Source organism: Cardinium endosymbiont of Nabis limbatus (assembly GCF_965196625.1).
Taxonomy (GTDB): Bacteria; Bacteroidota; Bacteroidia; order Cytophagales; family Amoebophilaceae; genus Cardinium.
Map to the genome: position 1 here is coordinate 550419 of NZ_OZ239769.1, position 20006 is coordinate 570424.

The following is a 20006-nucleotide window of genomic DNA, read 5'->3' on the forward strand; positions in this document are numbered from 1 at the left end:
ATTGACTGCAGTTTTTGTGGTTAGGTGTGTTGTATATTGCTTACGCTGGTTGCAATATACCATCTTCTAGTGATAAAATTCTATCTGCAATAGTTGCCAATGATTGGCTATGGGTTACCAAGATGAATGTTTGCTTGAATTGTTTAGAGAGCGCTAAAAAGTGGGCATGCAATCTCTCTGCATTTTTAGCATCCAGGTTGCCACTTGGTTCATCCGCAAAAATAATAGATGGGTTATTGATTAATGCCCTAGCCACAGCTGCACGTTGCCGTTCTCCTCCAGAAACCGCTTCTGGCAGGTTGTTTTTTCGATGGGTAATGTCCAGTAAGGCTAAAAGGTCATTGGCTTTTTGGGTTACTTCTTTTTTAGAAGCAGAACCCATATAACCAGGGATACAAATGTTCTCAAAAAGTGTGAATTCCGGAAATAGGTTATGAAATTGAAAGACAAACCCTATTTTTTGATTTCTTAATCTGGCCAATGCACTGCCTTCTAGTTTTATAAGGTCTATTCCATCCAATGTTAAAGCACCACGATCTGGCTTATCTAATGTAGATAAAAGATGCAATAGCGTAGTTTTTCCAGCACCAGAAGGCCCCATAATGGCTACTACTTCTCCGCTATGGATGGATAAGTTGATTTCTTTTAGGATCTCATGTCCATGATAAGATTTGCAAATTGATGTGGCTACAAGCATATGTGCATAAAATTTTGTATTTTTATGCTCCAAATATATAAAACTTTCGTTGCGCGCTCGTAGTTCAACCGGATAGAACGTCGGATTTCGGCTCCGAAGGTTGAGGGTTCGAGTCCTTCCGAGCGCACGCTCCATGGCGTCAACTTCTAGATAGGTAGGGATTTTATAAATCCCCACCTAATTATTATATAAACGCTTCAATATGCGCGCGAGATAAACCAGTAAGCAGCGTTATATCTTCCAATGGGTAATCTTTGAACAGGATAGCTTTGGCTATGGAAAGGGCTTTCTCCATTTCCCCCTCTAGTTTTCCCTCTAGTTTGCCTTTTTCTATACCTTTTTGTGCTCCTTCTTGTCTGAATCTTTCAGCTAGTGACATGGCTATTTTTTTTACTTCCTTCCTACTAAAAGTTTGCTTAAAAAACTTATCGTGTGGTTTTGTTTCTTTATTTTTTTTTGTCCATTGAATTCATCTGTTAGGCTCTTAGGATGGAGCCTAACCTAATAAAGGCTACTGACTGCTAACCTAGTGCACCCCCCTTATATCTTAGTAGTAATCAATAGTAATTTTATTCAATAACAGTAGCTGAGCTGTTGGTGTATGAGTAGCTTCTTCTAAAGCGTTTGTTTATCAAGCAAAGGGTCTATCTTAACCGATCTTCATTAACCAGTTTTTCATCTTTTTTAATATGATGCCTTGCCAATAGGCTGGCTACTAATGCGATGAAAGGCAGTATGGCGCCTATTTGATAGCTACTATGTCCACTCAATAAATAGGTGGCATGGACCTTTTTAATCAAAACCAGAATCAAGGCCATCAATATAACGAATATTAGGTTCATACGTGCGATTAAACGAAGCTGTAGCCTTCTATTGTCATGCCGCATGATGGCATATGCTGCTGTTAAAACAAGGCAAGAGGCCAATAAAGCGGATATGCTATAAGGGAATGTAATAGACTGCCCTGTAGCAGCAATAAGTGCATAAGGCTTGATGGTATAGACATGACCTACATCTATTTTTACCCAAATTGAGGCTTTAAGAAAGGCGGCCATAGTGATGCAGACGGCACCTAAATAAAGAGATTGCATTCTTTGAATCATATGGAACACTATAAAAAACAGAAAAAGCGCTAAAAAGCTTATATCTGCTAGAAGAACCATTTTTCTATCTAAATCCCGGATAGAAGCGGTCTGGACGGGACTCGAACCCGCGACCTCCTACGTGACAGGCAGGCATTCTAACCAACTGAACTACCAGACCTCAAGATTTGCAAGAACTATTACATTTAAATACAAATATAATGTATAAATTGCTATTTATCAAAAAAAATAATCGTTTTATTTATAAAAATAATTGCAAGTTCAAACTGTCTCATGTAAATTCATGGCGTGATAATGAATTTGTTATCCATAGAATGGAGTGGATTGGTCTAATGCGCAACCACCAATCAACATAAATTGTTGTAATTTTTAAATCATTATATAATATGACCAAAGCAGAGGTAATTTTAGCAATCTCTCGTAAAACGGGAATTGATAAAGAAGATGTCAAAAATACGTTGGATGAGTTATTTCGTGTTATTCAAAATGCTGTAACGGATAATCATCGGGTTCATTTTAGTGGATTTGGTAGTTTTTCTAAAAAGAAACGGGCGAAAAAAATTGGACGCAATATTAGCACCAATACTGCTATTGTAGTAGAGGAGCACTATATTCCATTTTTTAAGCATTCTAAGTTTTTTGCAGCAAAGATTAAAGCTGTTGGCTTATAGTCTTTATCAAGTTGGGTATATAGCTTATCATTATTACGATGCATAAGTTATTGAATGGTTTGTTTTGCTAGCATGTCTGAAAACAAGCAAAAACGCGCCCTTGGAAAAAGTTTCGAATAGAGATTACAGTTTACAGATGAAAAGAAAAATAGTTGCAATGAGGGATTGCAGAATGGCCCCTGTTTTTCCATTTGTAAGCTGTGATTTCAGTAGCTTTTCCATCAGTGCTTTACTTTTTGGTTGCTTTTTATTTAGTTAAATTGGTTCATAGCATGGGCAATGCCCCCATTGCACCAAGCAATCAATATTTGACAAGCTTTATCTAAATGCGCATTTAGCGCTTCTACTTCTTTTGTATTAAAGTTGCCCAATACAAAATCTGCAAGTCCTCCTTTGGGAAAATCATGCCCAATGCCCACACGAAGGCGCGGATAGCAATCTGAATGCAAAGCAAGGGCAATGTCTTTTAAACCATTGTGGCCTGCATCAGAGCCTTTCGCCCGCAGACGCATCGTACCAAAAGGAAGCGTGATGTCATCTACAATGGTTAGGCTTTGCTCAACGGGTATTTTTAAATGGTTCAACCAATACCTAACCGACTTACCACTATCATTCATGTAGGTTGTAGGCTTAAACATATACACCTCATGATGCTTGCAAGCAAAAGAGGCAGTAGCTGCCAACCGACTTACTCGAAAGGTAACTTTTTGCTGAGCCGCTAGGTAGTCCACTACTAAAAAACCTACATTGTGCCGCGTATATGCATATTCTACGCCAATATTGCCCAGCCCAACCAGTAGTAACTTCATCGCTTATTTTATAGGCTAATAGAATGCATGTCTTTATTTATCTGGCCAATGGCAATCTTTTGCAAAAAATCAGCTGACTATTTCTTGCCTTTTTTCTCTTCTTTACTGGCTGCACTACGCAATGCCCTTGGAATTTCAATAGAGGCTACCGGCGTATTAGGCAGTTCTAGAATAGTATAGTTTTCTATTGGAATTTGATGTACACGCACAATTTGTCCTAAGTCAAGGTCAGAAACATCAATATCTACCATCGATGGCATATCTTTAGGGTAAGCAGTAATCGTTAGCTTTCTCTGTTTTTTAGAGAGTACTCCCCCTTTAGCTACACCTACGGCCTTACCAACAAATGCCGTAGGAATCTGCATTTTAATTTTTTTATCATCAAAAATTTGCAAAAAATCTACATGCAGCATCATTTCACTGACAGGGTGGAATTGCATTTCTTGTAAAATACACCTATAAATAGATCCTTCAATATTTAGATCTACAAAATGGGCATGAGGCGTGTAAACCAAATCACGTAAAAGCACCATAGGCACATAGAAATGTATTTGCTCTGTTCCGCCATATAACACCCCTGGAACTTGTGCAGCTATTCTTAGCTTTTTAGACTCAGCTTTACCGAGATTTGCTCTTTTATACCCTAAAATCTCTATTACTTTCATATCTGTTTTTTGTAGTCAACTTAAAAATCAAAATCCTTCTGTATATCTGTATATATCCATGATTTAGTATACCACTACCATAGTGCAACTATTACAAAGAGAACCAAATTTAATAAAAAATAACCGAGATAAAAAAATCCCCTACTCTAGATCTATTCTTTTTTTATATTTTTTAAAGGCCTGTATGAGTTGTTGCATTCTTTTCTGCTGATTGCTTCTTCCAATCCACCCCTTACCATCTAGCTGTGGCAGTAGATAATGCGTTGCCATCATAGCCAAAAAATTGGCTGCCAAAGGAAAACATCCAAAACCTATTCCTGTTTTGGGTTGAATCCACTGCTCCCAAACTAGATAGACCAGTGTAGCTGTAAGCATGCCCATCAAAGCTGTACAAGTGCTACCCCGAAAACCAAAAATGGCTAAGATAAAAGGTGGTATGACGGTAATGATAAAAAGTGATATTCCGTAGCTTATAACAAAGCTCGCTAATCTATATAGATCAGGGTAATAAGCCGTTACAATCATGGCCAATAGGCCAGTAATCAGTAGTGTTAGTTTGGCCCATCGGAGCTGGTGTATATGGCTGTTTGATGGTACGTTTCGTATACTGCCCACTATGTCATGGCTAACCATAGTCGCAGCAGTGTGTAAGTTAGAATCAGCTGTAGACATGGTCATTCCCAATAAACAAATGACCATGCATCCTCTATAAGCAGGTGACCTATCAGCTAGGATGTATGGCCAAATTTCTGTTTTTGATAGCGTTGGATGGCATACAAAAACAAGTAATCCAATCCACACGATGCACCCCAATATAATCACGCTAAAAAATGTTGCACGCAAGAACACCTTGTAGGCTTGAATGGGGCTAGAAGCCATATAGAGGCGCTGTAATATTGAGGGGGAGAGATAAAATAGCGCAGCTAGATATACCTGTATCACATTAAACAGGTTGCGATCACGTTGGAAAAAATTACTCAGTTCAAATTTTTCTTCTTGTTTGAGCTGCCATACAACTTCTAAAAATGATTTGCCTGTTTTGATAAATAAAAATTTAATAAACAGGGCAATAATAATGATAAAGGTTACAAATTGTAATACATCAGTAGTGGTAATGGCACGCACCCCCCCAAGTATAGCATAGGAAATAAGGATTAAGGTTGCCCATACAGTTACCATACGAGGGTTAATTGAATCGATACACATGCCTATAGCAGAGGTGACTACATTAATTTGAATGGCAACAAGACCAATAGAAAAACAGATAGCTAATAGCGCCGTAATCCATCTTGGATATTTGCCATATACGCTACCTATCGTCTCTGCAATAGAAAGATGGTTCATAAATGGATCCATACGTATCCCCAGTAGACTTATGATCCAAAAACTCAGTGGCGTGCCAAATGAATAGAGTATGCAACTTATACCATCATCATAGATATGCGGCATATTGCGCATTAGCACTCCTCCTCCAAAAGCCGTAGCCAATACGGTAACTACCAAAGTATTGGTGTGGAATCGCTTATCCCCCACAGCATATGCCCGGAATGTAGTTTTCTGGGCAGCGCAGAGGCCTATTGCTAGGGTCAATCCCAAAAAGGCCCACACCATTAAAAGAGAGACATTATACGGTACCACAGGTTAATCAGGATTTGATAATATGCATGGGTAATGGATTTGATTTGATACGAGTGCGCTATCCTTATGTTGATACTATTGGCTAAATGGATACCACTTTTACCGCTCTTTACTGGCTGCTTGTATCAGTTTTATAATCTTTGTAAAATGTTTGTCTGGAAACTGTTTTGCCATGTTTTGAGTTATTTCTTCTAACAATGTATGTCCGTTATGCCGTTGTCGTAGGTCAATATCAGCGCCTTTCTCTATCAGCTTGGCAACTGCTTCTGCATAATTATTAAAAATTGCATGGAATATAGGTGTGCTACCAGAGCCATCTTGTGCATCAACATATGCACCATGGTCAATCAGGATTTCCATTATCTCAACATTATTGATCAGTGCAGCAAGATGCAATGGCCTAAGCCTTAAGTGGGATTGATCTGGCTTATTTACACGAGCACCCTCAGCGATCAATTTTTTCACCAGTTGAATATCTCTCTTTCCTACTGCTTTATGCAAAGGCGTAAAACCATCCTCCATAGGATGTTTTTGCTCCATCATAACAGCCGCTTCCAATAGCACAATGGCTTTTTTATTTTTTGCCTGCTTGGCCACTTCTAGTGGTGTCTTACCCCGTTCGTCTTGAATCGTTAAGTCAGCCCCTCCATCTATCAATGGTTGTATGTAGACAGTAAATTGCTCCAGCCCAGCTGCTTTATGCAAGGGTGTTCTCCATGCGTCATAAATAATATTGTCGTTTTTCGTATCAAGATCCGCTCCATTTTGGATCAATGCTATCATAGAATGCAAACCAGTTTGAGTGTTATCCATATCGGAATCAAAAACCCTATATATAGGCTTAAACTTATCACACTTAGATGCTAAATTTAGATGGGCACCCATTTTTATAAGCATTTTTACACAATCTGCATCTCTAGTAATAGCTATATCCAATGGTCTAAATCCATAAGCATTCAATTCATTTACATTCGCACCTCCTTTTACCAATGCTGCTATGCATTTGGGATATTTTGCACGGACCGCTATGTCTAAATAATAAAAAAGATTTGGGTTTGCGCCTTCTTGCACTAAGGTGGTAATACATTCATCATATCCTTTTTTTACAGCAAAAAATAATGGAGGTTTGCCCGATTTGTCTCTAGCATCCACTATTCCCTCCTTTGTACTTAAAATTTTTATACAGGCTGCATGGCCTTCTTTCACAGCCCAATGTAAGGGAAGTTGGGCTGCTTTGTCTTGGCTGTATATATTAGCACCATTTCCAACGAGTAAGTGTATGGCTGGTAGATGACCAGCTGCAACGGCGACATGGAGGGCTGTTTCTTGATGTTTACCTCTGTTATGGAGATCTATACCACGTTCTAGCAATAGCTTGATACAAGCTACTTGATTCGTATGAGCAGCTAAATGCAATAATGAATAGCCATTTTGTGCTTTACAATTGATGGCTCCTCCGTTTTCTAATAAAACTTTTAGACAATGAGGCTGACCGCTTTGTATGGCTATTTGTAATGGATTGTGGCCATATTTGTCTTTTATATTTAATGCTTTTTTATCTTTAGCCAATAGCTTAACAACGGGCAAATGACCTCTGAAAATGGCTATATGGAGTGAGGTTGCGCCTTGTTTACTTTTGCTCGTAATAATGGCCTTATGCGCTATCAATATACGGACGCAATCTTCATGCCCATAATAAGCTGCCCAGTGTAAAGGGGTATGGCCATTTTGATCTTTACTATTTACATGTGCTTTCTGTTGTAGGCATCTATTCAGTTCCGATAGGTCACCCTTAGCTGCGGCCAAATGAAGGGGCGTAAGTTTACTATTTGTGGTAGACCATAAAGAGGCTGATGATGGGTCCATATAAGTGGTTACTGGCTGTGCGTAGGCTATACCAAAAAGAAAAATAGCGCAAGTATAGATGTAAATTTTATTTAAATAGGACATACTTAGATGGCTGTAATGGTTAGATTAATTAACTTAAGCGAAATTTAAGTTGCATAACGCTTTACTTTTTCGCTTTTTTCTTTTCATTTCTTTTTTTGCGTTTCTCCTCCTTCGCTTTTTTCTTTTGCTCTTTTTGCCAGCTTGCTAATAACTGAGTGACACGGTTACCGCCATAATGTATTGGCCGATTGGTGTTTTCATCTCTGTATTGCAGCCGCATATTTTTAGCAAATTCGATAGGAGTATATCCTTTTTGCTTTTCACGTATATCCAAACGTGCGCCATGGGCCAATAAATCATGTGTAATTTCTATATTATCTAAGATGGCCGCATAATGTAAAGGGGTACAACCAAAAGCATCCCTTTGATTGACCAAAGCAGGATTACGCGCTAATAAAAATTGCGCAATGGCTGTATGGCCTTGACCAATGGCTAAATGTAAAAGAGTGGTTTGGCTATTGATAAATCGTACTTTGTGACTAAATAACTTGTCTAATGTAGAGCGCTTAAAGTATAAGGGATTGGTGGGCAATTGTTCAATGTTTACTTTATTTTCAAGCAATAATTTTATTAGTTCCATCTTACCGTTTAGAACGGCGTTCCCTAACACGGTAAACTTATGATCCAATGCATTTACATCTGCGCCTTGCTTAATTAAGAGGCGTGCAATGGCCAGTTGACTGGTCTTATTTGGATGCGTTACCACAAAGCTTAATGGCTGGTAGCCCAATTTATTGGCAATATGAAAGTTAGCACCTCTTGCTAATAATAAAGCTACAGTTTCTGGTTTACCATAGCGTGCAGCATAATGCAATGGGGTATCTCCATGTGCATCTTGTTGATCTTGTTTACCAGCAGGAGCCATATCCAAATAGCGCTTTAGATAAACTGCTGTATGATAAGCAGCAGCATGTAGTACCGTAAAATCCACCTCTTCTGGATAGAAAAGAGGAACGCCTTGTGCACGCATTAGATCTACTAATTCCTCTCTCTGATACAAAACTGCATCTACAATAGGGTAATAACCTTGTATCCCCTTTTGATATAGATTAACACCATTTTGAATTAAAAAAGCTGCTATCTTTGGGCAAGATTCAATTGCTAGTCCTAAAGGTGTTTGGTAACTATATACCCCATTGGATTTTATTTTTCCTTTAATTTCTTTATTGGCCCCTTTGCGAACCAGTTGTACGACCAGGTCATATTGATTGTTTTTAATAGCTATGAATAACGGCGTTCGATCGTAGTGATTTTGCCTATCAAGATCAACAGAATGATGCAACAATAATAGTTCTACAATCTCTTTACTGGCTATCATTACAGCTGCATGTAACGGTGTATCTTTGTCTTTGTCAGGCTGGTTTACACCAGCCCCTCTTTCTATCAGCAAACGCACCATCGCAGTATCCTTGTTTAAGATAGCGTGATTTAAAGGGGTTATCTTCTTTTTACACTGCTTGAAATATTTAGGTGGAATATGTTTCCCTTCAAGGGCAGCTGGATCTCTTTCATCAATGGCTTGCCAAAATGCTTTTTCTCGGATTATTGGAAGGCGGGATGGCTGAGCAGATACTGGAGCTATAATGGCCCATGATGCTAAGCTTATGCTACTAATACTAATAAAAAGTGATTTAAAAAACATATCATGTCAATGTTCTATATGGTATATGTATAATTTAATCAGATAAACCTTTTATTGCTAGATTACCATCAAAACGATTCATGACTAAGCCTACTTAAGAAGTACATAACCTATACCTAATGATATACCTTTCAATTCTGGTGTGTCTGTTGAGCCGAATAAATGTCTCCCCCCACGATACCTGCATTCTAGTTGTAAATGAGATGTAAATTCAAACCCAATACCTAGAATAAGACCTGCAGAATCAGTATAAAACTTATCATTGTTTTTAGTTTTTGCATAAGTAACTATATCTTTTGATCTTTCTGAAGACAAACTAACCCCTATGTGGCCATGCCAACTGCCATTGTCAGCAAATCTTCCACGTGGATAAAAATAGAGCAGGCAGGAAATATGCCCACCACTACAATGTAAGCCAATCGATTGCTTTTTATTTTGATCTGCCACTCCTGCAAAAGAAGAATATATATACCTAGGGTCTAATTCTATTCTGAAACCCATATGGTTCCATATTCTGCTTTCAACATAGAGTGCTCCCTCAAGGTCAAGATGACCAAAGGGTGTCTGAACATCCTTATAGCCATGCGCTGTAGCATATTGCTTAAGCTGAGGTAAACGTACACCTCCTATAGCGCCCCTAAGGCCTATAAAGCTCCGTTCATATTTATATTCATGCGCAATGGTTTGATGAAATGGACCCAAAATAACCATTAGAAAAACTACTAATTTACTACCAAACCATTTATGTATAGATAAACGCATATCGAAATGAAGTAAATGTATGGGATCAAATTATATATGAAGATATCCCTAAGGCTGTAGGCGGTAGAGGATAGAGTAGCACAAGTGCCCCCTGCCGGAATCGAACCAGCAACCTACTGATTACAAATCAGTTGCTCTGCCAGTTGAGCTAAGGAGGCCACTATAAACAATTTGCTGCTAAAAACAGTAGAAGAATATAGAAAAATATACTATATATGTGTTAATAACATTTATCTCAAAATGCGCATTACACAACCTAGCCCCTGAATAAAGGCCAAGCTTATACAACTAAACTATACGATAAAGTTCAAACTACACAAACCACATTTACCTAAGTTCTTTAATACGCGCTGCTTTACCTTGCTTGCCCCGTAGGTAGTAAATTCTAGCCCTACGCACACGCCCTTTCCTTTTTACTTCTATTTGCTCAATATTAGGACAAAGTAAAGGGAAAATTCGCTCTACACCAACCTCTTTAGATACTTTGCGCACCGTAAAGGTTTCTCCATTGGTGTTGGGGTGCTTGCGTTGAATAACGGCTCCTTGAAACTGTTGAATACGCACTTTGTTCCCTTCTTGTATTTTTACATGTACATTGATGGTATCTCCAGCCTTAAAGGAGGGAAATGTACGGGTCGGTTGAGGGTTACACATCGCCTCAACATATTTTATTAGGTTATTCATGTTGGTTAAGAAAATTACAGAAAAGTTAATGCAAAGATAATACTATTTTTGAAATTCCGTACCTTGTAGTAGATTTCTTTTGAAATAGCATAAGCGCATTTCGAATAGAAGCCTAGTACCATAAATGGTAAAGGCAGTGATAGATCAGACCTTCTTATGTTCACTTAATCAAGTTTAATGAAAAATATTCGAAATTTTTGCATCATTGCACATATTGACCATGGCAAAAGCACTTTGGCAGATCGTTTATTAGAAGTCACTAAAACAGTTGGCATACGCGATCAGAAAAATCAAGTACTGGATAATATGGATTTAGAGCGTGAGCGGGGCATCACGATTAAAAGCCATGCGATTCAAATGGAATATGCATATGATGGGCAGCGCTATTTACTTAACTTAATTGATACACCGGGACACGTAGACTTTACCTATGAAGTTTCTCGCTCTATTGCTGCGTGTGAGGGGGCACTACTGGTGGTTGATGCTGCACAGGGGGTAGAAGCGCAAACCATTTCTAATCTCTATTTGGCCTTAGAGCAGAACCTTACCATTATTCCTGTATTGAATAAGATTGATTTGCCAGGGGCGATGCCAGAGGAGGTCAAAGACCAAATCGTAGAACTCATAGGGTGTGATCGAGATGGCATTATTGCTGCTAGTGCCAAACAGGGTATTGGGATTGATGCGATACTCGAGGCTGTAGTGACCCGTATACCGGCTCCTAAAGGGGATAAGCAGGCACCCTTGCAAGCCATGATTTTTGATTCACTATACAATACTTTTCGCGGTGTAGAGGTCTATTTTCGGATCTTTAATGGCACGGTTAAGCCTGGTGACCAAATTCAATGCATCAGTACCGGCTTAGATTATAGGGTGGAAGAGGTTGGTATTCTAAAATTGCAACAAATAGCCCAACCCGCTTTAGAAGCAGGTCATGTGGGCTATATGATTGCTGGAATTAAAAATGCAAGTGAAGTGAAGGTGGGGGATACGGTTACCCATGTAGATAAAACTGGGCGTCCGGTGGGGGAAATGGTTAAAGGGTTTGAAGAGGTAAAGCCTATGGTTTTTGCTGGTATCTATCCAGTAGATACTACGGAATATGAGGCATTACGAGACTCTATGGAAAAGCTTAAATTAAATGATGCTTCACTGATTTGGGAGCCAGAGAGCTCTGCTGCTTTGGGTTTTGGCTTTCGATGTGGTTTCTTAGGCATGCTCCATATGGAAATTATACAAGAACGGCTAGAAAAAGAATTTAATATCACCATTATCACTACCGTTCCGTCAGTACAGTTTCATGTAATCGATCAAAAAGGGCAGTTGGTTCATGTGCAAGCACCTGCAGATATGCCCGACCCTAGTGCCATTGATCGCATTGAAGAACCACTGATAAAGGCACAAATTATTACAAAATCAGAATTTGTGGGTGGCATTATGAAGCTTTGTATGGATAGAAGAGGGATTTTTAAAAATCAGGTTTACCTAACGGCTGACCGTGTAGAACTTATCTTTGAATTACCGTTAGCAGAAGTGGTTTTTGACTTTTTTGATAAGCTCAAAACGATTTCGCGTGGCTACGCTTCTTTAGACTATGAATTATCTAGGTTTGCAAATGCCGATCTAGTCAAATTAGATATTCTATTACACAATGAAAAAGTAGATGCCCTTTCGGCGATTGTACATAGGGCCAATGCGTATGACCGGGGTAAGGTTTTATGTAAAAAGCTTAAAGAAATTATTCCTAGACATATGTTTGAAGTAAGCATTCAAGCAGCTATTGGCACAAAAATCATTGCTAGGGAAACGGTAAAGTCATTACGAAAAAATGTGATTGCCAAGTGCTATGGTGGTGATATTTCACGGAAAAGGAAGCTGTTAGAAAAACAAAAAAAAGGCAAAAAACGCATGAGGCAAGTGGGCTCAGTAGAAATCCCACAAGAGGCTTTTATGGCGGTATTAAAATTGGATGATTAAATCAGCATAGAAACCTTATCAGACTTCTTTTACTTTACCACTGCTTTGAACAGGTGCCGTTTTTTAATTTATTTGCTTATATTAAAATATTTTTGTATATAACAAAAATTATTTTTTTTAGCAGGCTGTTCTGGTTTAGGGTGGTCGGCATGGCTATCATGAAAAGGTCCACTTTTTTGCCTTAAGCAGATAGGCTAGATGGATCTACCAAGTAAAATATACCAATACACGATATGCAATATATAACCTATTCAAGGCAACTTTTTGTCATTTTAGCGCTCTTTGGTTTTGTTATTTTTAGTTCAGGATCTTGTTTTAAAGGCATCTATTCGTCAGGCGAACATGGCCTAGATGATGGCCCTGTAAGGGCAGGTAGTAGTGCGTGTGCAGAAGCACATCGCTCTATTTGCTGTGCCCGAATGGATCCAAAAAAAGAAGTTGAGCTTTCAAATGATGATTGCGAACTGATACGTAATTTTTGTATTCTGCTGATGAATGCACAGAAGCGCTTAACCCATTATATTAAAACGGCCTTTAAGGGAAACGCGTTGACCGAGAAAGAAATATTTATAACCGATTATGTGTTTCAGTTTGCTTCAGTTGCTTTTACTTCTATAGCTAAATTGCAAGCTGCTGAAACCAGCTTTAGTCGGTTTCGGAAGCTTCTTTCTGATGTGCTTCATTTTGTAATCGAATTGAATGGTGCTAAAATTGTCCCTAATGAGTTTGTTCAGTTTCTTTCTAATATGCTTGGTTGTATGGCCGAATTACAAACTGCTGCAATGAGCCCTAGAGAAATGATTGAGGGTTTAATTGCACAATTGACTAGAGATAAAGAGCAGGTAAAGTGGTTAGAGGTAGGAGCGGATGTCCAACAGCAACAAAAGGAGTGTGCCATATGTTTCGAGAAGCTAAAAGGGGGGGTGACGGCTCTTCCATGTGATCCTGATCATATTTTTCATTTTGAATGTATCTGGAGATGGGTCCGTAGTCAAGTCCCTCCTCCTAGTTACCTATGTGCATGGAGCTTAAGATATTTCTACTGGCTCAAAAAACCTACTTGTCCTTTATGCCGGGAAAGCTTTAGCCCTGATCGTTTAGTCTTAATCAGTGATTACTTCCGGGTGCCTACGTGGTAAGTGTTGTTTAGTCTTATTTTTTTTAGCAAAGGGCGGCAAGCGAGGGGGGCATAGGAACCATCTGTAAAACGCCTTTTGCACATCTGCGCTAAAATACTTTTTTCATTAAGTTAACGCCATTGCATACAGATACGGCAAGTTTTGATGTTTATCGGATTTTTAAAGTGACCAGGGTAGTAATGGCCAATAAAATGCTAAGAATTAAAAACCGTGTTACAATCTTTGACTCATGCCATCCTAATTTCTGATAGTGGTGGTGGAGGGGGGCCATCTTAAAAATTCTTTTACCTATTCCATACCGCTTTTTGGTAAATTTAAAATAACTAGTTTGCAATATTACCGATAGATTTTCCATAAGAAATATACCACATAGTATGGGAATTAGAAGCTCCTTTCGAATGCAAATGGCTACTACGGCAATAATAGCACCTATCGTTAAGCTGCCCGTATCGCCCATAAAGACTTGTGCAGGGTAAGCATTATACCAAAGAAAGCCCATACATGAGCCCACAAATGCACAACAAAATATAGTAAGCTCTCCCAAATTTGGGATGTACATGATATTTAAATATTTAGCAAATATAATATGGCCAGATAAGTAAGCAAGGACGGCTAATGTAGTACCCACAATTACAGAGGTGCTGGCCGTTAACCCATCGAGCCCATCTGTCAAATTAGAACCATTCGAAACAGCGGCAATAATAAAGGCTACAATAGCCATGTAAACGATCCATGTATAATCTACATTACCTAGTAAACAGGCTGTTATTTGCGCATAATCTAGTTCATTTCCTTTAAAAAAAGGAATGGTTGTTTTGGTGGATTTTATATCGTTGTATCCAGAGGGGGAAGGTGGTTGAGCCGCTAGGTTAGCAGATAGCGCTTGCGCTATTGTAGATACTTCACGTATCACTACGTCTTTATGAAAATAAAGCGCAGTACTTACGATAAAGCCTAGAACAACTTGGCCTAATAATTTGACCCATCCATTCAGCCCATTTTTTTGCTTTTTAAATACCTTGATATAGTCATCCAAAAAGCCAACTAACCCCATCCAAATCGTAGTGGTTAATAGTAAAACTATATATACATTATGCAATTTTGAAAAAAGTAAAGTGGGTACTACGGTTGCCAATATAATAAGCCCTCCCCCCATAGTAGGTGTATTGATTTTCTTTTTGGTTGCATCCAACCCTAATGCTCGATTGGGCTCTGTGATTTGCCTTTTGCTTAAATAGTCTATAAAACGTTGCCCTAGTAGAAAAATAATGGTAAAAGAGCTAAGCGTGGCCATAGCTGCTCGAAAAGAGATATACTTAAACAGGCCTGTACCGGGCCACTGAAAGGTAGCATGGAGGTATTTGAATAAATAATATAGCATATAAACCCTTTATCTATCCCTTTAATAATCTTCTTAATATTTTACCTATAGGTGATTTGGGCAGGCTATTACAAAACTCCACATATTTAGGTACTTTATAGCGGGTCATTTTTTCCTTACAATAGCTTATAATTTCCTCAGCAGTAAGGGTTGCATCCTTTTTGACAATAAACACCTTAATTGCTTCTTTTAGCGTAACATCTGTTATGCCAATGGCGCCTACTTCTAACACTTTTGGATGCCCTATTAAGGTTTGTTCTATTTCATTCGGATATACATTAAATCCAGAAATATTGATCATGTCCTTTTTGCGGTCTACAATAGATACAAATCCATTTTCATCCATAATGGCTATATCACCTGTTTTAAACCATCCATTTATAAAGGCGCCTGCTGTTTCTATCGGTTTTTGCCAATAGGCTTGGGTTAGTTGAGGCCCTTTAATCAGTAGCTCACCAGCTGTTCCGTAAGGAACCTCTTTACCTGTTTCGTCCGCTATAATTACAAAGGTACCCGGAAGAGGCATATGGTGCATGCCATTAATCATATCGGTAGCAATACCAGGTGAACATTCCGTTAGGCCATACCCTTCCATAAGCTTGCTACCCGTTAGGTGCTCCCACTGACTTTTAACATTTTCTTGCGTTTTCATGCCACCTGCTATCGTCAACTTTAGAGAACTAAGCTTTAATTTTTTAAAGTTTTTATGTGCCAATAGTTTTTCGAATAAGGTATTAATGCCTATTAAACAGGTCGGCTTATTTTTGCGCAATTCTTTTATAAACCTTGGAATGTTTCTAGGATTCGTAATCAACGAACATTTTGCCCCTAGTTTGGCCATCGCAAATAGGCTGCCTAATCCTAAAATATGATAAAGCGGCAGCGGAATCATGATGCGCTCTTCTTTTTCCTTTAATAAAAGCCGCATTACAGGCTCTAATTGTTGGTAGTTAGCGGTAAGGTTCCCATGGGATAGCATCGCCCCTTTTGATACACCTGTTGTCCCTCCCGTATATTGTAAAAAAGCCATATCAGAAGATTTTAAAGCAACCGGGCGAAAAATAGCCTGCTTCCCTTTTGCTAAAACCTCCTTGAAGGAGATCGCTTGTGGTAAGTGGTAGCTAGGAACCAGCTTTTTAATATGCTTAATGGCAAAGTTAAGCAGCTTGCCTTTTATCGAACCCAACATATCACCTACCTTGGTAACAATAACCGTTTGAATAAATGTATCTGGCAGGATTTCAACCAATTTGTGGGCAAAGTTTTCCAATATAATAATCGCACGTGCACCTGCATCCTTAAGCTGATAGGCCATTTCAGAAGGGGTATACTGTGGATTGATATTCACTACGACCAGCCCAGCACGCAACATACCCAACACGGCAATCGGATATTGCAGTAGATTCGGTAGTTGAATGGCTACATGTGACCCTACCGATAGATTCGTATGTTGCTGAATATAAGCTGCAAAAGATTTAGATAATTTATCAACTGTATGGAAGGTCAATACCTTACCCATGTTTTCACACATTGGTAGATCTTGATATTTCTCAAAAATTTCCTCCATGAAATGGACTAATGAGTTATATTTAGAAGCATCAATCATATCTGGGACTGATGCAGGGTAATGTTGCACCCAAGGTCTTCGTGTCATAGTGATAGTATATAAAACTATTTTAATCTTTTTTCAAAAAAACACCCAAGTTATTTTGAAATGAAATCTGCTGCAATATAGTATAATTTTTATAGAATGCGATGCATGCCATTTAAAATTTGCCCATCTATCCAGGTAGCTTGGTCAAGTTTATTTTTTTGTCTTGTATAGATCTGTTAAGCAGTAGTAGCGGTTCTGTAACCCTTGTTTTACAAATTTATTTTTTACATTTGGAAAATCTATATTTAGACCATCTTCTTTTTTTTTAATTCTATGTCAGGTAAAAAAACCGAATTTCAGGTTTGCATTAAAAATAGACAGGCCCATTTTGCCTATACCTTTTTGGATCGGTATACAGCTGGCCTTATTTTACAAGGCACAGAAATAAAATCGATTCGCATGGGCAAAGCATCGCTTCAGGAGGCTTATTGTTATTTTAATCGAGGGGCACTTTGGATTAAAGGGATGCATATTGCTGCCTATAGCCATGGTAACATCTATAATCATGAAGAAAAACGTGAACGCCAGTTGTTGTTGCAGAAAAAAGAATTGCAAAAGTTACTTAAAAACCAAGCAAAGGGGCTTACCATTATTCCTATAGAATTGTTTATCAGCCCACGTGGGTTTGCTAAACTAGCCATTGCCTTAGCACGTGGTAAAAAACTATATGATAAACGCCAGGCTATTAAAGAGAGAGATTTAGAACGGTCTGGCTCGAAGCTTTAAAATAGACCTCTTGCAAGACGCCATGGTGCATCGCAATTTTATGCCTAAAGGAATGTCCTATATTTTTTGGTTGGGTTGGTAAAAAGTATTAAATTTAAATAGCCTTAGGCTATATAGATGTGGAAAGAGATTGGGGTTGACTGGAATTGACGGGAAGGTTAAATCCAATGTAAGCATGCGAGGTGTTGTAAGTATTACCTCTAATATAAAACTTACACAAGTACATAAACGGCAACTTAGCTGTAATCGCTAATCCTCGCTTGAGGCTTTCTTTTGCTCGTCCTCGTAGAAAAGAGGAAGAAGAAATGCTTCTAGCTGCTTAATCGATAGATTAAGGGGGATTTGTCCCGCTGGTTTTTGTTCTATGGGATCAGCATAGGGGCATCGATGCATAGGGCTAGTGCCACCAGGTGCGTGATGGGGGCATAAATAGCAACCGCGCATAAGCGTAACATTAGGTGTGTAGCTGACCTTGGTTGCGCCGACAATAAACAGTAACTAAGCATGTAGAAAGCGTTGTGGTTTTCTTGTTCGGACGAGGGTTCGATTCCCTCCAGCTCCACATTATGTAAAAAAGGCCTTTTTATGTCTTTGTATCCCATACAACTTTTTTATGAATCTATTCAAAATGAGCAATATTTTCAAATTGGTTCATTTAAAAAACCCATTGGCCTAGACGGTGGCTTGGTGGCCTCATTTTTAGACCCGTTTAGCCATACTGAATGGGCTAAGTTGCCTGCGCTATTTGTAGAGATAAATTATATAAAAGTGCCTTTTCTCATTAAAAATAGCATCGCTACAGCGCATAAAACAGTTGTATATCTAGGTCTTATTCAATCTAAAACGGAAGCGTATAGGGTCCGCAACCTACCTTTATTTCTTCCTATAGCCCTTAAACCTAGATGGGTAAAAGCTACGTTGCCTTATAGTTTGATAGATGGTTTCGTAGAGGAAGTTGTATTGGGTCAGCTAGGTACCATACAAGCCATATATACTATGCGCGAGCAATATATGATGGCTGTGGACCATCGTGACAAAGAGTTATTGATTCCCTATTGCAAACCATTTCTGGTCAGTGTCGATGAAATCAGCAAGAAGGTTACGATACGGCTTCCAGAAGGCTATTTAGAGGCTATGTTGTAATTTTATCCTATTGACTCAGCCAAAGAATGCCTTTTTTACCCTTATTGCGCACCACGCCATCTATACTGATCCAATTGGGCCAAGGAAACGGAAAAATAATCTTGATCGGGTGCTTCTATAGCCGCTTCCCCTGGAAGTTTATATATACGATAATCTATTTTATGCTTAGCAGGACCATGAATCTTTCTACATGTTATCAATCGATTTTTTAAGCCTGGAGGCCATCTGTTTTTCGCTTAGTTTGTTGACTAATGCCTCAAATGTTTGACCTATTTTATTGCCGCAGCCACGTAGCATGCTGGATAGACTTCTGAATCCAATACCTGCTTCTTTTAATTTTTAAAGTCTGGCAACCATCTTTTTTTCACATAGCGTTATTGACTAACGCATCAAATGATGCAGGTGTTTTATTGCCACAGCGATGCAACATGTTAGTTATAGCACTTAACGTAATATGGTTATGTATCATTATGTTCTGCACCTTGTTTTTTATTACATACCCTTCTCCATCGTGCTTCACCAAAACTTTATTGAGTAAAGTGTTACAACTATCTAGACCCTTATATTTGCTTAGCGTACTACTCAACAAGGTATATGGTATCCCTAATTCAGGTAAAATCAAAAGTTGCGCTATTGTTTCTTCTATTTTTTGTCTGTTTTGAACGGATAGGCTAGTTTTTTTATCTATGTCCCGTTTTACTGCTGTGTAAAAAAGATTATTGGGTAGCAGTTTGAACAACCTTTCTTTTTTATGGTTGTTTAGCATATTGCTTGGATTAATATTATTGTTTCTTCTACTTTTTTCAGTAGATCTACTTTGCATTTTATTCAAATATAACTGACTGGATAACTGAGGGTGAACTGATTCTTTATACACATCTGGTATAGGAGATGGGTTTGTAGTTGCTACCCTCCTTTGATTGCAACTAGAACGAGTGGCCAATGGCGTTTTATTTTGAACAGTTTTTCTTTTTTTAGCTTGAGCAGCTTTATCCGAGACAGTAGATGGTAGCTCCCTAGATCGTTTGCGCGGTTGGATAGATGTATTATCTGTATTGGCGTGATATATGCAATACAAAACTATTCCATTTTGATGGATACAAATTAGGTGAGGCTAAAATCCTAGATGACTAAGCTATTTAAGGTCAACAATAGTGCCGCAGCATATGGTCTCTAAGTTTTTTACGCTTTTTTTTGAAAAACATATTGCAAATTAGAAAAAAGTACGTACCTTTGTTTCAGAGTTGATCAGAATAACTCAGGAAGCTCGTTAAAAAGCAGTAGTTTTATTTCTGATTTGGCTTTAGTTCTTTGAAATAGATGTAGGTAAGAAGCTCATTTAAGTATGAGTGAGAGAGAAATGTG

General features: G+C 38.5%; 19 protein-coding genes, 3 tRNA genes and 1 other RNA gene. 7 read left to right on the forward strand and 16 right to left on the reverse strand.

Annotation, left to right across the window (positions count from 1 at the left end):
• Positions 1-40: 40 nt before the first annotated feature.
• The gene (locus ACOALF_RS02565) at positions 41-697 is read right to left on the reverse strand and encodes an ABC transporter ATP-binding protein (RefSeq protein WP_419241871.1); all 657 of its coding nucleotides are present in this window, start codon (positions 695-697) and stop codon (positions 41-43) included.
• A gap of 53 nt (positions 698-750) precedes the next feature.
• On the opposite strand from ACOALF_RS02565, the gene ACOALF_RS02570 reads away from it, so the two are divergent.
• A tRNA-Arg gene (locus tag ACOALF_RS02570) sits at positions 751-824 on the forward strand.
• Positions 825-881: 57 nt separating this feature from the next.
• On the opposite strand, the gene ACOALF_RS02575 is transcribed toward ACOALF_RS02570, so the two are convergent.
• The 3 genes from ACOALF_RS02575 to ACOALF_RS02585 form a co-directional block, all read right to left on the reverse strand.
• A complete protein-coding gene (locus ACOALF_RS02575) occupies positions 882-1076 on the reverse strand; it encodes a hypothetical protein (RefSeq protein ID WP_419241872.1) in 195 nt (64 codons plus the stop codon).
• 265 nt (positions 1077-1341) lie between these two features.
• The gene (locus ACOALF_RS02580) at positions 1342-1800 is read right to left on the reverse strand and encodes a DUF4293 domain-containing protein (protein ID WP_419241873.1); all 459 of its coding nucleotides are present in this window, start codon (positions 1798-1800) and stop codon (positions 1342-1344) included.
• A gap of 86 nt (positions 1801-1886) precedes the next feature.
• Positions 1887-1960, reverse strand: a tRNA-Asp gene (locus tag ACOALF_RS02585).
• Between the two features lie 226 nt (positions 1961-2186).
• Between ACOALF_RS02585 and ACOALF_RS02590 the strand changes: the two genes are divergently transcribed.
• A complete protein-coding gene (locus ACOALF_RS02590; RefSeq protein ID WP_419241874.1) occupies positions 2187-2471 on the forward strand; it encodes an HU family DNA-binding protein in 285 nt (94 codons plus the stop codon).
• A gap of 251 nt (positions 2472-2722) precedes the next feature.
• On the opposite strand, the gene pth is transcribed toward ACOALF_RS02590, so the two are convergent.
• From pth to rplS, 8 genes are all read right to left on the reverse strand, one after another.
• Positions 2723-3280: an aminoacyl-tRNA hydrolase gene (gene pth, locus ACOALF_RS02595; RefSeq protein ID WP_419241875.1), complete on the reverse strand. Its 558-nt coding sequence runs from the start codon at positions 3278-3280 to the stop codon at positions 2723-2725.
• 77 nt (positions 3281-3357) lie between these two features.
• Complete coding sequence (locus tag ACOALF_RS02600) at positions 3358-3945, reverse strand: 50S ribosomal protein L25/general stress protein Ctc (protein WP_419241876.1); 588 nt, start codon at positions 3943-3945, stop codon at positions 3358-3360.
• A gap of 141 nt (positions 3946-4086) precedes the next feature.
• Complete coding sequence (locus ACOALF_RS02605; protein WP_419241877.1) at positions 4087-5583, reverse strand: sodium:solute symporter family protein; 1497 nt, start codon at positions 5581-5583, stop codon at positions 4087-4089.
• 99 nt (positions 5584-5682) lie between these two features.
• Complete coding sequence (locus ACOALF_RS02610; protein WP_419241878.1) at positions 5683-7533, reverse strand: ankyrin repeat domain-containing protein; 1851 nt, start codon at positions 7531-7533, stop codon at positions 5683-5685.
• Positions 7534-7594: 61 nt separating this feature from the next.
• A complete protein-coding gene (locus ACOALF_RS02615) occupies positions 7595-9175 on the reverse strand; it encodes an ankyrin repeat domain-containing protein (RefSeq protein ID WP_419241879.1) in 1581 nt (526 codons plus the stop codon).
• Between the two features lie 90 nt (positions 9176-9265).
• Positions 9266-9937 (reverse strand): hypothetical protein, encoded by a 672-nt coding sequence (locus ACOALF_RS02620; RefSeq protein WP_419241880.1) that lies wholly within the window; start codon positions 9935-9937, stop codon positions 9266-9268.
• Between the two features lie 85 nt (positions 9938-10022).
• A tRNA-Thr gene (locus tag ACOALF_RS02625) sits at positions 10023-10095 on the reverse strand.
• Between the two features lie 169 nt (positions 10096-10264).
• Positions 10265-10621 carry a 50S ribosomal protein L19 gene (gene rplS, locus ACOALF_RS02630; protein WP_419241881.1) on the reverse strand — a complete coding sequence of 119 codons (357 nt, stop codon included), beginning with the start codon at positions 10619-10621 and terminating at the stop codon, positions 10265-10267.
• A 177-nt stretch (positions 10622-10798) separates the two neighbouring features.
• Here rplS and lepA point away from each other — a divergent pair, with 177 nt between their 5' ends.
• Together lepA and ACOALF_RS02640 are read left to right on the forward strand one after the other, a co-directional pair.
• Entirely contained in the window at positions 10799-12598 is a 1800-nt protein-coding gene (lepA, locus tag ACOALF_RS02635; protein ID WP_419241882.1) for a translation elongation factor 4, read from the forward strand.
• Between the two features lie 233 nt (positions 12599-12831).
• The gene (locus ACOALF_RS02640) at positions 12832-13737 is read left to right on the forward strand and encodes an RING finger domain-containing protein (RefSeq protein ID WP_419241883.1); all 906 of its coding nucleotides are present in this window, start codon (positions 12832-12834) and stop codon (positions 13735-13737) included.
• Positions 13738-13885: 148 nt separating this feature from the next.
• Here ACOALF_RS02640 and mraY read toward each other — a convergent pair whose 3' ends face one another.
• Together mraY and ACOALF_RS02650 are read right to left on the reverse strand one after the other, a co-directional pair.
• Positions 13886-15118 carry a phospho-N-acetylmuramoyl-pentapeptide-transferase gene (gene mraY / locus ACOALF_RS02645; RefSeq protein WP_419241884.1) on the reverse strand — a complete coding sequence of 411 codons (1233 nt, stop codon included), beginning with the start codon at positions 15116-15118 and terminating at the stop codon, positions 13886-13888.
• A 13-nt stretch (positions 15119-15131) separates the two neighbouring features.
• Positions 15132-16772, reverse strand: coding sequence for an AMP-binding protein (locus ACOALF_RS02650; RefSeq protein ID WP_419241885.1), 1641 nt, complete (start codon positions 16770-16772; stop codon positions 15132-15134).
• 273 nt (positions 16773-17045) lie between these two features.
• On the opposite strand from ACOALF_RS02650, the gene smpB reads away from it, so the two are divergent.
• From smpB to ACOALF_RS02665, 3 genes are all read left to right on the forward strand, one after another.
• A complete protein-coding gene (smpB, locus tag ACOALF_RS02655) occupies positions 17046-17498 on the forward strand; it encodes an SsrA-binding protein SmpB (protein WP_419241886.1) in 453 nt (150 codons plus the stop codon).
• Positions 17499-17630: 132 nt separating this feature from the next.
• Positions 17631-18063: a transfer-messenger RNA gene (gene ssrA, locus ACOALF_RS02660) on the forward strand.
• Between the two features lie 20 nt (positions 18064-18083).
• Positions 18084-18641: a hypothetical protein gene (locus tag ACOALF_RS02665; RefSeq protein ID WP_419241887.1), complete on the forward strand. Its 558-nt coding sequence runs from the start codon at positions 18084-18086 to the stop codon at positions 18639-18641.
• Positions 18642-18682: 41 nt separating this feature from the next.
• Here the strand turns inward: ACOALF_RS02665 and ACOALF_RS02670 are convergent, their stop codons facing one another.
• A complete protein-coding gene (locus ACOALF_RS02670; RefSeq protein ID WP_419241888.1) occupies positions 18683-18841 on the reverse strand; it encodes a hypothetical protein in 159 nt (52 codons plus the stop codon).
• A gap of 164 nt (positions 18842-19005) precedes the next feature.
• Complete coding sequence (locus tag ACOALF_RS02675; protein WP_419241889.1) at positions 19006-19719, reverse strand: hypothetical protein; 714 nt, start codon at positions 19717-19719, stop codon at positions 19006-19008.
• Positions 19720-20006: the final 287 nt, after the last annotated feature.